The sequence below is a fragment of the Candidatus Hydrogenedentota bacterium genome, from assembly GCA_035450225.1.
In the GTDB taxonomy this organism is placed as follows: domain Bacteria; phylum Hydrogenedentota; class Hydrogenedentia; order Hydrogenedentales; family SLHB01; genus DSVR01.
On record DAOTMJ010000036.1, the window covers coordinates 20,115 to 36,661 of the forward strand.

The window sequence follows — 16,547 nt, forward strand, 5'->3', positions numbered from 1 at the left end:
CGCCTTGAACATCCGAAAATGGGCATGGGTTCCGTTGATACTCTGCGCCCAAGGGCATGCCGAAACATACGCCCTTGAAAAGATCTTGATCTATCGCCATGAAGCCCCGGATCTCCGCAAACCGTATGTCCAGCAACTGTTTTCGCCCTCCGGCATCAATGTCCTCCGCGACAACGTGCCGGATCACATCCATCATCACGGGCTTATGTTCGCCGTGGCGGTGGACGGCGTTGATTTTTGGGCCGAAACGCCGGCGAACGGCCGGGAAGAAAGCACGAAATTCACGGGCGGAAATCCGATCGAACAACGAATTGAATGGCGGAAACCGGCATCGGGCGAAGCCATGGCGATCGAACGCCGGACCCTTGCCGGAACCCGCGCCGGAAATCCTACTGCGACTCTCGTCACATGGCGTTCCACGCTGGCGCCGCCGGAAGGAAAGGACCAAATCACCCTTACCGGATCGCACTATTTCGGACTCGGCATGCGCTTTCCGCCCTCCATGGACAACACCGCCGTCTTCAGCAACGCGGAGAACGCGGAAGGCGAAATCGTGCGGGGCGACGAGCGTAATTTTACCGCGGCGTGGTGCGCCTGCCTGGGCGCCGTTGACGGCAATCCGGTGACGGTCGCGATGTTCAGCCACCCCGCCAACATAAGATTGGCGACATGGTTCACCATGGCAAAGCCCTTCGCTTATCTCTCGGCCACCCTGAACCTCCACAAGGAACCCTTGACCGTCGGGGCGGACAAGCCCCTGCGCCTCTGCTACGGCGTTGCCGTCTGGGATGGAGCCGTATCGCCGGAAACCATCGCCGCGCGGTATGCGGAATGGATCGCCCAGCCGGAGTAACGCTACGCGGCCGCGTTGAAAAGGGCGTCGAGCATGCGGTCAATGACGCTGATGACGCGGGCGGACGCCTCGAAGCCGCGTTGAAATAGCATCATGTTGGTGACTTCCTCGTCTATGGAAACCCCGGAAACTTCCTGCCTGCGCCGCAGAAAATCGTCCACGAAGGATTTCTGCACGCTGTTCTGCTGCTCATTGGCGCGGGCGTCGGTTCCGACGCGTACAATCGTGGTTTCATAATAATCGTTGATTGTGGCGGCGCCGTTTTCCAGGACCTTCATGTTTCGGAGGTTCGCCAAGGCCAGCGCGGCGGTGTTGTCGCCCGTGTCGAGCACATTCGTGCTGTACGCGGAGGTGAGCAGCCGGGGATTGTCCTCGATGGCCTTGTTGACGCCCATACCGGCGGCGTCATGACCCGTAAAGAGTCCGTTTATCCCCAGCGCCACCAGCGCGCCCGACGTGTCGTTGGCAAAGGAGAACGTGTAGGATGACGCCGCGCCGAGGCTCAGGACGCCATTGGCGACCGACGCCGAAAAGTGGCCTATCGCGTTGAGATCGGCCGCAAGACTGTCCAGCGTCGTGGCGGCCGTAACGAGAACGGTTGAAACTGCGGTGTTGCCCGACGAATCGTAGACGACCACATCGAAACTCCCCGGCTCAACGGCGAACGGCAATCCCGCGGCATTCAGCGCCGCCGAGGCATCCGTCACGGCATTTGCGGCGGAAACAACGCCCGAAAGATTGTCCAGGCCATTGCCCGCGGCATGAATCTTGTTGATCTCGCGGATAATGGTTGCCGCCAACGTATCCACCCGGTTCGTCAGCACGGCCAGATCCGTATCCCGGACCAGCAAGGCGCCATACAGCAGACCTCCCTGGACATTGACCGCCTGGCCGTTGTCGGCAAAACGGACCGTCACGAGATCTTGCCGCAGGGAATCGATACCCGGATCGCGCACGGCTTCCAACGCACGGAATTTGTCGCCATCAATAAACGATTCGCCGCCTATCAACACATCTATCTGGCCGTTGTCGCGTTCGCGGAACTGGATATTGACCGTGCCCGCAAGGCGATCCAGCAGCAGATCCCGTTCATCGCGCAAATCGTTCGCTTTGACCCCCGCCGCTTCCGAATTGCGAATCGTCACGTTCAGCGCGGCAATCTGCCGGGCCAGCGAATTGATGTCCGGAACCGTATTGACGACTTCCTCGTTCGCATTGGTTCGCAGCGCGTAAATCTGCCGGGCCAACTGGTTGAAACTGGCCGCCAGCGTTTCCGCCTGATTGACGACCGACATCCGCACCGCCACTTCCTCGACATTGTTCGCAAAATCGTTGAGCGAATCGAAAAACGCCGTGATATTTGACCCAAATCCCTGATCGCCCGGTTCGTTGAACAAGTCTTGAATGCGATCGAAATACGGCGCCCGGATATTCGACGCCCCAAGATTGCCGGCCTCGTTGCGATAGACCGTGTCGAGAAAGGTTTCCCGCAGGCGCTCGATCAGTTTGACCTGAACACCGCGTCCGATGGCGCCGTAGGACTGCGTGACCGGTGTCGGGCTGACAAGGTCCACCCGCTGGCGCGAGTAACCTTCCTTGTTTACGTTGGCGACATTGTGGCCGGCCACATCCATTTGGACTTGGGCCACCTGAAGCCCGGAACGGGCAATATCGAGCGTACTGAACAGGGTTCCCATGGGACCTCCAATCCGTTGCGGGAAGATCAATCCATGCCAAGGAAAGCAACCCGTGTTCCAATTATCGGCGAATCCGTTCAACTCCTTTAGTACCGGGCACTTGTGGAATTTCGGCGCCCACGCTTTTCCTGGACAGGACCGGCAATCCTTGCCGGACAGGGAAAAACACGTTCGCCAACGATTGGGCCTGTATGCCACAGTCATAAAAAAAGCACCGAAAATCGGCGCTTGTCATATTGCGATTATCTGTTGCCGAACTTGCGATACGGATGACTTACCCGCGCTCGACACGTTCAACGGCAAATTCCAGTTCCTCAACAATGTAGGTGTCGGAGTTTGCGTTCAATTTGGGCGCTTTCCAACGGCACGGCCACGCTTCATGATAGGTGTATTTACGTCCGGGCCGGCCGTTCGGCTTGGCTTCCGTAATCTCCAGGATGCCAGTGGGATCCTCGCCACTCGCGAGAATATTAATCCAGTCATACAACGCTTCGGAACCGGCTGGGCCTTCCTTTTTCAGGATAAGATTAGTCACAAACGGACTATCAGACGGCTCGTGGTAACGGGTCCCATTGTGCAGGAACCCCAATACGAGGGCCGGTTCGCCCCCCGACCATCCGGTCAAGGCATTCTCGACTGAAAACCGCCCGATGTGTTCCAGGGCTATCTTCGCTCGCACATTTTTCGGCGGCTGGAATGCCTTACCCGCATACAAATGAAGACCCCGAGTCGAACACAGGTAATTTTCCGTTACGGAAAGCGTTCCATCCAATCCGGGTTCCTCGGTCAAGAAAAATTCTTCCGGCCGGCCGTTGAAGAACGTATACCGGGGCTGGGCGTCGTCAAAACCCGCCTTCCCATCGGCTCGCAGAACGACCGTAATATTTTTGCGGATGTCCTTGCCCTTGGAAACCTCCTGCCACCATGTCTGAAGTTCGCCCGATGCAGCGCTTCCCGGTAAGGCGCGAAGTGTGATATTGGAATACTTGACCTTTCCGGGGCGTTTCCGAAGTACTTCCCCCGTGGCCTCGTCCTTTTCCTTGACGACTTCGACAATCAGATCGTCTATTTCCGCAGATACACAATCGTCCAACAGCGCGTCTCCGGAATCCCCGGACAAGAGGATGGCGAAATGGGTCGCATGGGCGGGTGTTTGCGGAAAAGCGAAAACACTAACGGCCAGGCTGACGATGCCCAACCCGATATAGTATCTTGTTTTCATAACCGGTCTCCTTCTCTGAATCAACCTTGTTTCATCAAACAAAACCGCCTAGTGGGATATTCCAACCGCAATCCCGTGAAAGTCTTTCGGATCATTCGAATAGTCGAATGCAAAGACTTCTCGCATTGTAGAAGCGGCGGCGATTTACAAAATCCAAATGCGTCAAGGCTCCTGGATAATCAAGCGTTCCCAATCAACCTTGCCTTAGACGGCAACGTCAACATGTAAACAGGTGTTCGGGTTGGTGTATGTCGCGGTCCGTGCTATAGTGACGTTGCGCGAGGGCGCAACGGAGGATGAGCCATGCGTGAAAACGATGTTTCTCGGCGGGGTTTCATGGCGGCGGGCGGCGGCCTGCTGGCGGCGGCCGCGATGCCGGAACAGGTTTCGGCCGAAGCGCAAAAGCCGGCCAAACGAGGTAACCAGCGGCTGTCGTTGGAACAGCTGCAGGCATGGGAAAAATGGGGCTACGGCATGTTCATCCATTTCGGCATGAGCACCTATGTCCAGAACGAACTGCCGGACGGCAATGCGCCCGCCACGACGTACGCGCCGGACAAATTGGATGTCGCACAGTGGGTATCCGTCGCACGCGACGCGGGCATGAAGTATGCCGTGCTTTGCGCCAAGCATGTGGCCGGGCATTGCCTGTGGCCGACGAAATACACGGATTACTCGGTCGTGAACAGCACCGACAAGACCGATGTGCTCGAACGGTTCGTCGCGGCCTGCCGCGACAAGGGCGTGCTGCCGGGTCTCTATTACTGCTCGTGGGACAATCACAACCGCTTCGGCAGCCGAACGTGGTCGGACGGCAAGGAACCCTTCTACACCACGTCGCTCTACCATGATTTCCAGACGGCGCAGGTCACGGAATTGTTGACACAGTACGGCGCCATCGCCGAGATGTGGATTGACATTCCCGGCCTGTTGGGCCGCGGTTACCGCACCTTCCTCTACCGCCACATCGCCGAACTTCAGCCGGAAATCGTCATCATGATGAACAGCGGCATTTCGACACAGGAAACCTACAACGTGGACTACGCGTGGCCCTCGGACCTCATCGCCATCGAGCGCAGCCTACCGGTCGAAAAGGGCTATCAAAAGTGGCGTACAATCGAGGGCAAGGAATACTACATACCCGGCGAGGTCTGCGATCCGATCGGCAAGGAATGGTTCTGGGTCGAGGGCGACGTGCCGCGCCCAGACGACGCGTTGGCCAAACAGTTCGAGGCATGCCGTGCGCGGGGCGTCAACTTCCTGCTCGACGTGCCCCCGGACAAACATGGCCTGATCCCGGACGAATCGGTCCAGGCGCTCATGCGCCTGCGCAAGAATGCGGGACTGTAAATGGAGGTCGGCCATGCGGACAGTATTAATGGCAGTCATGCTGACGGGAATCGTTATGGCGAATGCCGTGAGCTATGAGGGCAAATATTTCGCGGGCGAGGGCGACGAGGAGTATCTGCAATTGCTCGATACCTCCTATCGTCTGTTCTATCCCGATCCGGAATTCCAGAATATCTCGATGCTCTACAACCCGTCGTGGAACGGGTTTGTCGAAGGGCCGACGTGGGGCGCGTGGTGGATTCAGAACAGTTACGGTCCGACCTATTGCGCGCTGCCGTTCTTTCTGGAGCCGTATACCACCTTCGTCCAGAACTCCCAGGATCTGTGGTTCAACCTGATGGGCGACGGCCAACGCAAAGGCATGAAGGACTGGGTCGCGCCCGACGGCTGCCTGTGCGATGCCGCCGCGCCGGACATGATTTATTACAAACAAGGCGATGGCCGGATTGATATCCACGACTGGGGCATGGAATTCACCGCCGCCGGGATCGTCATGCAGTCGGAACTGCTACTGATTTCCCGCGACAGGAAGGCGATCGAATACTATCTGCCCATGCTCGAACGCAGCGCGAACTTCATCGAAACGCGCCGCGATCCGAAAAACAACCTGTTCCTTGCGGGACCGGCGGGCAACCTGCTCGCGCCGAGTTATGCGGGCTGGCACAAGCCGGACGGTACGTTCGACAAGGCCTATCTGGCGGGACTTTCCATCACGTACATCGCCGCCCTCGATCGCCTCATCGAGTTGGAGAAGATGGCCGATCGCGCCGACAAGGCCGCTTGGTACACCGAACGCCGCGATCTGGCGCGAAAAGGCCTGCCGCAACTCGTGACCGACGGCGGCTACTTCGTGAAATCCATTGATCCGGATGGGACGAAACACGGCGTGTACGGTGCGGAAAAGCACGGTTATTTCGAGGCCGTCTGCAATCATGACGCGATGGCCTTTCGTGTGGCGGATGACGCGCAGGCACGCAAGATCTACGAGATGATCGAGTCAATTCCGGGTCTGCGGCCGCACGATGTCATCATTACCAATTACCCCGGCCTCGACGATACCTACGCGGACACGAAGGATTGGCTCTGGTCCTTCGGTACGTGGGTGAACGGCGGCCATTGGACCACCTGCGAAGCCCGGATGATTCTTGGCTACTACCGGGTCGGCGCATACGACGACGCGCGTCGTTCGATGAAACACATCCTCGAATTCGCGCGTATCTTCCGCATGGACAATAACCTGACGGAATTTGGCGCGAAGGTTTACCAGCCCAAACAGCCGATCAACTGCGTCTACGACACATGGGGCGCGCCCGCCGCGCTGATTCGCGGCTTGTTCGAGTACATTTACACCGCGAAGGGTCTGTATCTGTACCCGCACATTCCGGAAGGCATCAAGCGGTTGGAACAACGTTTCCCGATCCGTTTCGGCGCCAAGCGCCTTTACCTTTCCACCATCGGACAGGGGCCCGTCACGGGCGTTTGGGTGAATGGAAAATCGTTTGAGGACTTTGATCGCGCGCGTATTTTCCTGCCCTACGAGGAAATCCCCGGCAAGGCTTGCGTGCTGGTCGCCATGGGCGGCGCAACGCCCGACAAGCCGCCCATCCCGCAGGAACATCGTAACCCGCCGGCGCCGGCGGACTCGGAGACCTTCTGGGATTTGAGCGATTTTTCCAAGGATATTGCGAGCGACGTGCCGTATGCCCGGATCGGCGCATTCTACAACCATCTGGCCGAGGCCGGTCTTGGCGAGACGTATGAAGCGCGCCATGCACGCCTGATTGTGGACTACGTCGCCGCGATGCACGCGCGCGCCGAACTTCGGGGCAAGGGCCGCCTGCCCGTATTGCCGGAGGAATCGCAACGCGCCGCCGAACAAAGCTACATTGACGCCGCCAATCGCCTGGCTTCCGGACTCAAGGCGAAAGTCATGTCGTATGACGGATCGTCGGATCCGGAGAAACGGCGAATGTCTGCGCTGTTGACCGAAATCCTACGGGAACAGACGCATTGAACCATGGCGCGCATATTGGTCATAGACGACGACATCCAGATGTGCGAAATGCTTGCCATGATGCTGGGCAGTGAAAACCACGAAGTGGCGATTGCGCGTGACGGCGCGGCGGGCATCCGGCTTTACAGGGAAACACCGTTCGATGTGGTGCTTTGCGATATTTTCATGCCCGGCAAGGAAGGCCTTGAAACGATTTGCGAATTGCGCGAACATGATCCCGGCGTGCGCGTAATTGCGATATCCGGAGGCGCCATGCGCGCCAAGATGGATTTTCTGCCGTTGGCGAAGCGCTTCGGCGCGATCAAGACCCTTTCCAAGCCGATTGGATGGCAGGAACTTCTGGAGGCCGTGGACGAGGCGATGCAAGGCTGATGCGTTTCCCAAGGAAAGCAATTCCTTGTTCTCGCATGGATTGGCGTTCGGGATGATAAAACGGGAAAACGAAATGTTGGGCGAACAACACGCCGCTGTGTTGCTGGTGGATCGCGAGCCGGCGCCGAGCCGCGAGATCATCTCCTATCTCGGCGATCGCGGCTATCATGTCGAATGGGTGGACGACGCCGAGAAGGCATTCAACCGGCTGGACGCGCGTTTTTTCGACGTGCTTATCGCGGAATTGTCCATTCATCGGGTAGACGGCATGCGCCTGATGAACGTGGCGCGGGAACGCAATCCCGACGTGTGTGTCGTTTTCATCGCGGGACCGGCTGACATCGAACGCGCAACCGAAGCCTTGCGGGAGGGCGCCTACGATTTCCAAACCAAGCCGATCAATCTTGGCAAACTGGAGGCGGTGATTCGCCGCGGTCTGGCGCACCAGCGGCTTGTGATGGAGCGGCACGAACTGCAGCGGCGCCTCGACGAACACTACGGACTGGGGAGCCTTGTCGGAAATTCCCGCGCGATGCTGCTTGTCTACAACGCCGTGCGCAAGTCCGCGCAGACGGATGACCCCGTGCTCATTCAGGGCGAACCGGGAACCGGCAAGGACCTGATTGCCCTTTCGCTTCATAACAACAGCATGCGCCGCGACGAAACGTTCGTCTCCGCGCATTGCGGCGGGTTGCCCGAACGACGGATGAACGCGGAACTGTTCGGCGTCGGCGCGGGGGGTGGGGCGCCGGGCCGTCCGGGGCGCGTCGAACTGGCCGATCGCGGCACCCTGTATTTGGACGAGGTGGGCGATCTGACCCCCGCGCAGCAGGATCGCATTCTGCAATTGCTCGACGGCAGGGGTATCTGCCGGGAAGGAAGCACGCGCCGCGTTTCCGCGCAGGTCCGCATTCTCGCCTCGACTTCCCGTTCCCTGGCGTCAACGGGTTTTAGCGGGGAACTGTTCGACCGGCTGCGCGGAGTCTTCATCGAGGTCCCGCCGCTGCGCGAACGCCGTGAAGACATTCCGATGCTGGCGCAGCATTTTCTTCGCGAGGCAGGCCTGGTTCACGGCATTCAGGGCATGGCGATCACCGCCAACGCCCTCGACCTGCTGATGCGTTACGACTGGCCCGGCAACGTCCGCGAACTACGGAACACCATCGAGGGAATGGCGGTGGCCGCCCGGGGCGGGCGTCCGTTGGATGTGGGCGACGTTCCGCCCCACATCCGCCGCGGCGCGGCGCCGCAGGGCAGCGAAATCCGTATCCCCGTTGGAACCGGCATGGCCGCCATCGAGCGAATGGCCATCGAGGAAACCCTGCGCCATTGCGGATACAACAAAGAAGCCTGTGCGCGAACCCTGGGCATCGGACTGCGAACGCTGTATCGGAAACTCCGGCAGTACCAGATGGAAAAGTGAGGGGATACGATACAGGCGCGACGTTGCGGCGTTATCCGTTTGTCACGTCAATTCGGGAATCAAATCCAGAAAGTCTTCCCAGGTTTCCAGGATGTAGTCGGCGTTCGTTTCCCTCCGCGTGTGCCCGTTGGTCCCCCGGAAGAGCGCCGCTTTTCCGCCCACCCCCTGAATGCCGGCGATGTCCGTATGTTCCAGATCGCCGATGTGCAGGATCTCGTCCGGCGCCACGCCGAGCCGCGCGGCGGCCGTCTCGAACATGCGCGCCTGCGGCTTGGCCACACCCACTTCGTCCGAAAAGGTCATCGCATCGAAACAGCCGGTAAATCCGTGGCGATCGAGCAATGCGCGCAACGCCGTCCCCGGGCTTACCCCCGAATCGGAAATCAGGCCCACAGGCCAGCGAAACGACGCGGCCTTGACCGCATCCAGCGCCCCTTCGATCGGTTCGGGAGGATGCCGAAGGATGGCCGTCGCGAATGCGACCGACAGCCGATCCGACACCGCCGGGGCAAGCGTGATGCCGAGTTCTTCGGCGGTCATCCGAACGGCGTCGTCCGGACCCAGCGTGCGTTGATCCTCGCGGTGGCAGCGGTTGAATTCGGCCCAAACATGGCGCAGCGCCTCTTCGACTTTCTCTTCCGCAACACCGGACGCTTCCGCAAAGGCCTGAATGCGAATCTTCTGCCGCGGCTCCGAGTTTGCGTCGCGGAACAGCGTGCACCAGAAGTCGAATGTTACCGCTTTGACAACCATAGCGCCCCTTCACTTGATACGTCCACGGCGCTATGGTATCAGGTTTTCCTTCCGGATGCATACTCCAACTTGAGAATCAAGGATCAAGGAGAAAAGGGCACGATGTTGGCGTTGGGGTGTTACACAAGGTGCCGGAACACCATGTAGCCTTCCGCGGCCTCGACAGAGACTTCGCGGCCCCGCACACGGGCGATGTACTCGACGTTCTGGACGCTGGAATGGTGAATCGCGTCGCGCATTTGCGACTCGTACATGCCGAGAGCCCGCAATTTGATGTCGAGGAAAGCGGAGATGTCCACGTAAAAGTTTGGGTGAAACTTCTCGCGCTCGAGACTCCAGAACAGCGAGGTGTTGTCGTAGCCGAGCACGATGCGCTGGAACGGCTTGATGGACGGGACGTGCGGGCGCGCGGCGGTGAACGCGGCGCGAAAAACGGCCTCGTGATCCTGGTTATACGAAGAAACTGGAATGGCGAGCATGGTCGGCTGAAGGCGGTCGAGGGCCAGTTTGCCGTCGCGTTCGATCCTCGCAATCAGGTCGCGCCGGGGAAGGGCATCGAGCCGCAAATGCGTTTCGGCGTCGCGGTACAGGATATCCCAATCGTCCACTTGCAGGAATGCCATGACGCAGCTGAATTCCTCCTCGCGCCTGCCGGCCGTGACAATTCCGTCCTTGCCGTCATAGTGCTTGAGATCGCCCACCGAACAGCAAACGACATAGGCGCTGCCCCCAAGCGACTTGATCCGCGCGATGGTTCCCGCGCATCCGAAACATTCGTCGTCGGCGTGGGGCGCGATGACGAGCAATCGCTGCGCCGCCAGGTAGGAATCTTCAGGGGTCAAGTCGCTTCTCCTTTATGAGCGCTTCATACAAAGCCTCAATCTTTTCCTGCATGCGTTCGAGTCCGTAATCGGGCACAATCTTCGCCCGCGCGGCTTTGCCCATGGCCCTGCGACGCGGTTCATCCGAGGCCAGCGCACAAAGGGCTTCGGCCACCGCCACCGCATCCCGCGGCGGAACCAGCAGGCCCGTTTGACCTTCCTCGACGATATCCGGCACGCCGCCGACTCGCGACGCCACGGACACAACGCCCGCCGCGCCGGCTTCCAGCAACACACGGCCCATGCCCTCGTTCAGCGACGTCAGAACGAACACATCGAGCGCCGCCATGAGAGCGGGCACGTCGTCGCGCGGTCCCAAGAGGCGGAACCGATCGCCCAAGGGCGCCGACATCGCGCGCAATTCCTGTTCAAGCGAACCTTGCCCAGCTACAAGGAACCGCGCCTTCGGCAACCGTTCGGCGGCGATTCGCGCCGCCTCCACAAAATACGCAAAGCCTTTGATCGGTTCAAGGCGGCCCACCCCGCCCACAAGAAAGGCGTCCGCCGGACAACCGAGCGCCCGACGCGTTTCGTCCCGGCGCGCGCGAGCCGCATCGAACGGCGCGAGATCGATCCCGCTGAAAATGACCTCGAATTGTTCGCGGCGCCCGATGCCCCGTTTCAGATGCGCCTCGATTCCGCCGGGGGTCAGCTCGATGAGGCGGTCCGTATGCCGCGCGGCATGGCGTTCCATCCCGATGAACAAACGCGTCGTCCAACGGTTGAAATACCCGTCGAAGATGTTCCCGTGCGGGGTATGAACGACAATGGGCACGCCGGCCTGCCGTGCGGCGAGGCGTCCAAGAAATCCGGCCTTCGACGTGTGCGTGTGTACGATGTCGTATCGCCGCGTTCTGAACAGCTGCTGCAATTCGCGCAACGCCAACAGGTCCGAAAACGGCGCCACGCGCCGGACGAGATGCGGCACGCGAACGATCTCGATGCCCGCCGCCCGGACGGCGTCTTCGATGCTGCCCTCGTCGCCGAAGGTTGGACCGCTGACAAGATCCGCCTCATAGCGTTCACGGTTGGCGAGGCGGACGCTGTGAAACGTGTTTTCCTGCGCGCCGCCCCTGCACAAACGGGTAATCACGTGGGCGATACGGAATCGTTTCATGGCGTTGTCCCCGCGATTTCGAGTAAACGCCGGGCAAAGACCATCCAATTCAGTTCGGTTTCGGCGCGACGGCGTCCATTTTCGCCGAGTTCACGGGCATGGTCCGGATGGTCCAGAAGCGACAAAATGGCGCCGGCAAGGGCATCGGGATCGTTCGGTTCGACCAGCAGGCCCGTTTCGCCGTCCCGCACCGCGTCCACGACGCCGCCGGATCGCCCCGCCACGACCGGTTTTCCATGGGCGCCGGCCTCGATGAATACCAGTCCAAACCCCTCGACTTGTCCATGATGGGATGAGGGCGCCTCGCTGGTCGGCAGCGCGAACACATCGCAAACCTGATAAAGCCCGGAAATCTCCTCGTCGCTCAATCCCTCGAGCAGCCGCACCTGGTTGCGAATCCCGTGCCGCCACGCCTCCTGCGTAATCGCGTAGATCGAGGGGCCTTGACCGGCAATGACAAGTACCGCATTCGGGTATCGTTCGAGAACGCGCGGCATCGCGCGCACAAGAATCTGGTGGCCTTTGCGCGGAACCAGGCGGCCCACGGCCAGGATGACGGGGCCGTGGCCATCCAGCACGAAACGATGTCGCAACCCGTCCAGGCATTCCGGCGGAAGCGGACGCGCTTCAGGCGCACCGGGATGGACAATTTCGATATGTGCCGCCGGCACGCCGAATTCAGCCAGTTTGTTCCGGGTAAACGTGCTGATGGCGATCACCTTGCGCGCCCTTGCATAGACGCGGCGGTAGAATGCAGCCACCGGCGGGACATGCCGGAACTTGAGAAACTCGTAAGCGTAGGCGAACGCGAGGTAGGGCCGTCCCGCAAAATAGGCCAGCGCGCCGCCATAGGCGATGTTGATCGGCAAGAGAAGGTCCGCGGACCGCGCAGGCGGCCACGCCGCGGCCATGAACGGAAGCAGGCGCAGCCAGCCGAGTCCGTACCCGCCGTAACGGATTACACGGACCGGTTCCGCGCGATCAAAGGCCTCCATTCCCGGAAACCGCGGCGCGACAACCGTCACCTCATGGCCCAGCGCGGCCATGCACCGGGAAACATGCAGCGCCACGGAGGCGATTCCTCCCGCGATAGGCGGATAGTCGGCGGTCGGAACAAGAATCTTCACCGTTTCACCAGCACGTGATTGCCGAGGGCAAGCGCGTCCATGCCGGTACTGTAAAAACAGCGGACGGCATCCGCAGGCGTATTCACAATCGGTTCGCCCATCACGTTGAACGACGTGTTCAAGACCATCGGAACTCCCCGGCGTTTTTCGAACGCCTCGATAAGGCGATAGTAGCGCGGCTGGACATCCTTCGCAACCGTCTGCACGCGCGCCGTGCCGTCCACGTGCGTAATCGCGGGCAAGCGGCCGCGTTGGGCCGGTTCGACCGGATAGACGAACAGCATAAAGGGCGACGACGTGCAACCGGTGAAAAATTCGGACGCGCGCTCTTCCAGACAACTGGGCGCAAAAGGCCGGAATTCCTCGCGATGCTTGACGCAGGTATTGAGCAGATCCTTCATTTCGGGCCGGGTCGGATCGGCAAGGATGCTCCGCGCGCCCAGCGCACGCGGGCCGAATTCGGCCCGGTCCTGGAACCAGCCGACGATATGTCCCTCCGCGAGCAGATCCGCGACGCGCGATTCGAGGTCCGGCGGGGTTTCGTACGACAACTTGGCCCGGTCGAGAAACGCGCGGATTTCTCCATCGGAGAACGACGGCCCCAGCCGCGCGTCCCGCAGGACGAATGCGCGCGGCGCGCCGGTCAGCCGGTGATGCAATTGAAGCGCCGCACCGATGGCTATCCCGTCGTCGCCCGAGGCGGGCTGGATAAAGATGTCCTCGAACGGCGATTCGCGGCGCAGGCGGCCGTTCATCGAACAGTTCAGCGCCACGCCGCCCGAAAGGCACAAATGCCTGAGACCCGTTGCGCGCCGCAGCCGGTTGGCAAGCGCCAACGCGGCCTCCTCAAGTATTTTCTGCGCCGAGGCGGCCAAGTTTCGATGGCGTTTTTCAACCGGATCGCCTTTTCGGCGCGGAGGACCAAAACGGTCCAGAAATTTCCTTGAAAAATAACCCGATTGCGGACCGGGTCGGTAGTGGCAGCAGAACCAAGACAGATCGAGACGGTATTGCCCGTCGGCATGCACCCGGACGATTCGCCGGAATTCGTCGAGGTATTCCGGTTCGCCGTAGGAAGCCAGTCCCATGACCTTGTACTCGTCGCTTGCGCGCAGGAAACCGAGGTAATCGGTGATCGCGGAGTAAAAAACGCCCAGCGAATGCGGATAATCCCGGCATTCCAATTTCCGGATGCGCGTTCCTTCGCCTATTCCCATCCAGGTCGCCGCAAATTCGCCCACGTAGTCTATGGACAACAGCGCCGCGCGATCGAAGGGACTCGCAAGAAAGGCGCCGGCGGCGTGCGCGGGATGGTGTTCCATGAAATGCAGCCGGGTGGCGCGACCGCGCAACCCTTGCATCCCATGGATGTACATCGCGTTGTGAAACGCTTCATAGCCCATGTAACCGGCGGAATAAAGGGGACTTCGGATCATCTGCCCCAGCCGGTACGCCCAGCGGCGCGCCATGCGCAATCCCGGCCGCATGTAACAGCCGATATGGGAAATGTCGCAGGGTGTGAGACCGGCCGTTTCAAGACACCACGCCACGGCGTTGCGCGGCACGCCCCCTTGGTGCTTGCGGCGCGTCAACCGCTCCTCGGCCACAGCCGCCACCAATTGTCCGTCACAGACCAAAGCCGCTGCGGAGTCGTGTGAATATCCGCCTATGCCGAGAATGTTCATACGGTTGGTTCGTCCAAATCCTGACGCGGATTATATCCGACGACAAGACGGGACTGTCCAAAATTAGTTTTCCGCGCCAAGCCGCAAAGCCGCCTTGGTTGTTTATTTTCACGGAAAGAGGACCCCACGACGGCCTCGTTCGTTCTGCAACTTTTGTAAAAACTTTCCCGCACGATTGCCAGGAATAATTCCTGTTTTTTCTCTGTTGTTCACAAGCATAGGATACGAATGTCCATGGGCCAGACACGACAATTATGGGCCGTGCTGATTCTTGCGGGTGCCGTGGGTTTGGGTTTTCAAGGATCGCATGGTTTTCTGGAATCAACAGAAGGGCGTTACGCGGAAGCCGCTCGCGAGATGCTCGAGACCGGCAATTGGCTGGTTCCACAACTCGACTACCACGCCCATTGGACCAAGCCGCCGCTCACCTATTGGGCAATTATCGGCGGCATGAAACTGTTGGGCGAAAACGAATGGGGCGTGCGGCTCTATAGCGCCGTCGCATTTGTCGCCCTGGCATGGGTGATTGCTCGGATTGGCGCGTTGCTATGGGATCGGCGCACGGGAATATGGGCGGCCCTGCTTTATGCAACGGCGCCATTTGCGGTATATGCCGCCAGTTCCGTTCAGACAGACATCCTGCTCTCCCTCTGGGAGGCCTGTGTCGTTCTCGCGTATTGGGAAGCACGAAATACACAGGCCATTCGTCTCCGTAAGGCCTGGATTGTCGCCTTGTGGATTTTCATGGGCTTGGCCTTCTTGACAAAAGGCCCCCCTGGCCTGTTGACCCCCTTGGCCGTTGCCGCGTTTGAGTTCTTTATGCGAAGAACAGGCCGCGAAAAGATAACTTTCCTTCTTCCAGCCGGGGTGGCGGCGTTTATCGCGATAGGTGGCGCGTGGTTTTTGGTGGTGATCCTACGCACACCGGGCTTGTTATCGTATTTCCTTGGAGAAGAACTCATCGGTCGCGTATTCACGGCCCAATTCAACCGCAATCCGCATTGGTATGCGCCCATCTATGTCTACGGCCTTCCGTTGCTGCTTGGGCTGGGGCCGATCGCCGCGGTGTGGTTCATCGCAGCCAAACGGTACGGGAAAAGCCTTCGATGGTCCGGGATTGGCAACCGGCTTCGGCAACATGAACATGGCCTGTTTCTCCTTGTCTGGCTTGGTTTGCCGCTCGTGATTTTTTCAATCAGCGAAAGCCGTTTGCTGCTTTATATCCTGCCCGTATTTCCAGCCGTGGCGCTCGCCACAGCACGGCTCTTAGCGGTTGCCTTCATGAGTGTAAAAACCGAACAACGTGTGTGGAAATATGCACTGGCCATGGCTTTCGTGCTTTTATCGGCGAAAGGCATTCTTGGGTATGTTCCGAACACCGCCGACACAAGACCCCTTTACCAATTTATTCAAAAGTTTTCCGGCAAGGACACCGAGTATCTCAGTTACGAAAGCACGCGGCTTTACGGTCTGCAATTTTATCTCCACGGTCATCTTACCCGTTTGTGGAAACTTCCCCAAGACAAGCAGACTCTTTCAGGCATAGATGCCGCACTCGACGACATGAAGTCCAATCCAAAGCACGAGACCTATCTCTTCGTAACCACATCCAAAAACGATTCCGCCGATTTGGAATCGCATCTGTCCTTCAGGGGAATCCCAATCGAGAAAGCCAATTTCCGTGGTAAATACGACATTTTTATTGCACATTTCCATGTGTCCACTTGAACGATCCAATGATTCCATGATCAAAATCAGCGCCCGGATCGCCCTGCCATAAGCGATCGGCCATTTATCGCCGCCTGAAACGGTCAATCGGGCCACGCTGTCCATTACCGTTTACCAGGACGTTCCTGCGGCCACTGGCCGGTCGGGACGATGAATGGACGCCTGCCTCCTTGGAGGCTTCCCCTGATAAGAAAATAAAGAAAGAGCGGATTATCTCCGGGTAAATCGCCCGAAAATCGGGGTTGACCTTTGGAATCGTTCATGTCATAATAGAAGTGTTGGTGACGGACACAGGGCAGTGCTGGGCTGGTCCCCGTCAATAGAG

General features: G+C 59.5%; 13 protein-coding genes. 6 read left to right on the forward strand and 7 right to left on the reverse strand.

Features of this window, described 5'->3' with window-relative positions; translation table 11 throughout:
- The first annotated feature begins 4 nt into the window (after positions 1–4).
- The gene (locus tag P5540_15725) at positions 5–853 is read left to right on the forward strand and encodes a PmoA family protein (GenBank protein ID HRT66267.1); all 849 of its coding nucleotides are present in this window, start codon (positions 5–7) and stop codon (positions 851–853) included.
- 2 nt (positions 854–855) lie between these two features.
- On the opposite strand, the gene flgK is transcribed toward P5540_15725, so the two are convergent.
- Together flgK and P5540_15735 are read right to left on the reverse strand one after the other, a co-directional pair.
- Complete coding sequence (flgK, locus tag P5540_15730) at positions 856–2,550, reverse strand: flagellar hook-associated protein FlgK (GenBank protein ID HRT66268.1); 1,695 nt, start codon at positions 2,548–2,550, stop codon at positions 856–858.
- Between the two features lie 274 nt (positions 2,551–2,824).
- On the reverse strand, positions 2,825–3,772 hold the full coding sequence (locus tag P5540_15735; GenBank protein ID HRT66269.1) for a phage tail protein: 948 nt from the start codon (positions 3,770–3,772) through the stop codon (positions 2,825–2,827).
- Positions 3,773–4,075: 303 nt separating this feature from the next.
- Here P5540_15735 and P5540_15740 point away from each other — a divergent pair, with 303 nt between their 5' ends.
- The 4 genes from P5540_15740 to P5540_15755 all read left to right on the forward strand — a co-directional run bounded on the left by P5540_15740 (position 4,076) and on the right by P5540_15755 (position 8,931).
- Positions 4,076–5,122, forward strand: a complete 1,047-nt coding sequence (locus tag P5540_15740; GenBank protein HRT66270.1) for an alpha-L-fucosidase — start codon at positions 4,076–4,078, stop codon at positions 5,120–5,122.
- A gap of 13 nt (positions 5,123–5,135) precedes the next feature.
- On the forward strand, positions 5,136–7,136 hold the full coding sequence (locus P5540_15745) for a hypothetical protein (GenBank protein HRT66271.1): 2,001 nt from the start codon (positions 5,136–5,138) through the stop codon (positions 7,134–7,136).
- A 3-nt stretch (positions 7,137–7,139) separates the two neighbouring features.
- Entirely contained in the window at positions 7,140–7,508 is a 369-nt protein-coding gene (locus tag P5540_15750) for a response regulator (protein ID HRT66272.1), read from the forward strand.
- Positions 7,509–7,581: 73 nt separating this feature from the next.
- Complete coding sequence (locus P5540_15755) at positions 7,582–8,931, forward strand: sigma-54 dependent transcriptional regulator (GenBank protein ID HRT66273.1); 1,350 nt, start codon at positions 7,582–7,584, stop codon at positions 8,929–8,931.
- Between the two features lie 42 nt (positions 8,932–8,973).
- Here P5540_15755 and P5540_15760 read toward each other — a convergent pair whose 3' ends face one another.
- The 5 genes from P5540_15760 to P5540_15780 form a co-directional block, all read right to left on the reverse strand.
- Positions 8,974–9,684: an HAD family hydrolase gene (locus tag P5540_15760; GenBank protein ID HRT66274.1), complete on the reverse strand. Its 711-nt coding sequence runs from the start codon at positions 9,682–9,684 to the stop codon at positions 8,974–8,976.
- Positions 9,685–9,803: 119 nt separating this feature from the next.
- Entirely contained in the window at positions 9,804–10,526 is a 723-nt protein-coding gene (locus tag P5540_15765) for a PIG-L family deacetylase (GenBank protein ID HRT66275.1), read from the reverse strand.
- The gene (locus P5540_15770; protein HRT66276.1) at positions 10,516–11,682 is read right to left on the reverse strand and encodes a glycosyltransferase family 4 protein; all 1,167 of its coding nucleotides are present in this window, start codon (positions 11,680–11,682) and stop codon (positions 10,516–10,518) included. Before P5540_15770 ends, P5540_15765 begins: the two co-directional genes overlap by 11 nt.
- Complete coding sequence (locus P5540_15775; GenBank protein ID HRT66277.1) at positions 11,679–12,809, reverse strand: glycosyltransferase family 4 protein; 1,131 nt, start codon at positions 12,807–12,809, stop codon at positions 11,679–11,681. Before P5540_15775 ends, P5540_15770 begins: the two co-directional genes overlap by 4 nt.
- On the reverse strand, positions 12,806–14,494 hold the full coding sequence (locus tag P5540_15780; GenBank protein ID HRT66278.1) for a carbamoyltransferase C-terminal domain-containing protein: 1,689 nt from the start codon (positions 14,492–14,494) through the stop codon (positions 12,806–12,808). The genes P5540_15775 and P5540_15780 overlap by 4 nt, the downstream gene beginning before the upstream one ends.
- A 234-nt stretch (positions 14,495–14,728) precedes the next feature.
- Between P5540_15780 and P5540_15785 the strand changes: the two genes are divergently transcribed.
- Positions 14,729–16,222 carry a glycosyltransferase family 39 protein gene (locus tag P5540_15785; GenBank protein ID HRT66279.1) on the forward strand — a complete coding sequence of 498 codons (1,494 nt, stop codon included), beginning with the start codon at positions 14,729–14,731 and terminating at the stop codon, positions 16,220–16,222.
- The last annotated feature ends 325 nt before the right edge of the window (positions 16,223–16,547 follow it).

Bases quoted from the DNA above. Each gene is read 5' to 3' on its own strand.
- flgK (HRT66268.1), bottom strand. From the start codon at position 2,550: ATGGGAACCCTGTTCAGTACGCTCGATATTGCCCGTTCCGGGCTTCAG.
- P5540_15735 (HRT66269.1), bottom strand. From the start codon at position 3,772: ATGAAAACAAGATACTATATCGGGTTGGGCATCGTCAGCCTGGCCGTT.
- P5540_15740 (HRT66270.1), top strand. From the start codon at position 4,076: ATGCGTGAAAACGATGTTTCTCGGCGGGGTTTCATGGCGGCGGGCGGC.
- P5540_15745 (HRT66271.1), top strand. From the start codon at position 5,136: ATGCGGACAGTATTAATGGCAGTCATGCTGACGGGAATCGTTATGGCG.
- P5540_15750 (HRT66272.1), top strand. From the start codon at position 7,140: ATGGCGCGCATATTGGTCATAGACGACGACATCCAGATGTGCGAAATG.
- P5540_15755 (HRT66273.1), top strand. From the start codon at position 7,582: ATGTTGGGCGAACAACACGCCGCTGTGTTGCTGGTGGATCGCGAGCCG.
- P5540_15760 (HRT66274.1), bottom strand. From the start codon at position 9,684: ATGGTTGTCAAAGCGGTAACATTCGACTTCTGGTGCACGCTGTTCCGC.
- P5540_15770 (HRT66276.1), bottom strand. From the start codon at position 11,682: ATGAAACGATTCCGTATCGCCCACGTGATTACCCGTTTGTGCAGGGGC.
- P5540_15780 (HRT66278.1), bottom strand. From the start codon at position 14,494: ATGAACATTCTCGGCATAGGCGGATATTCACACGACTCCGCAGCGGCT.
- P5540_15785 (HRT66279.1), top strand. From the start codon at position 14,729: ATGGGCCAGACACGACAATTATGGGCCGTGCTGATTCTTGCGGGTGCC.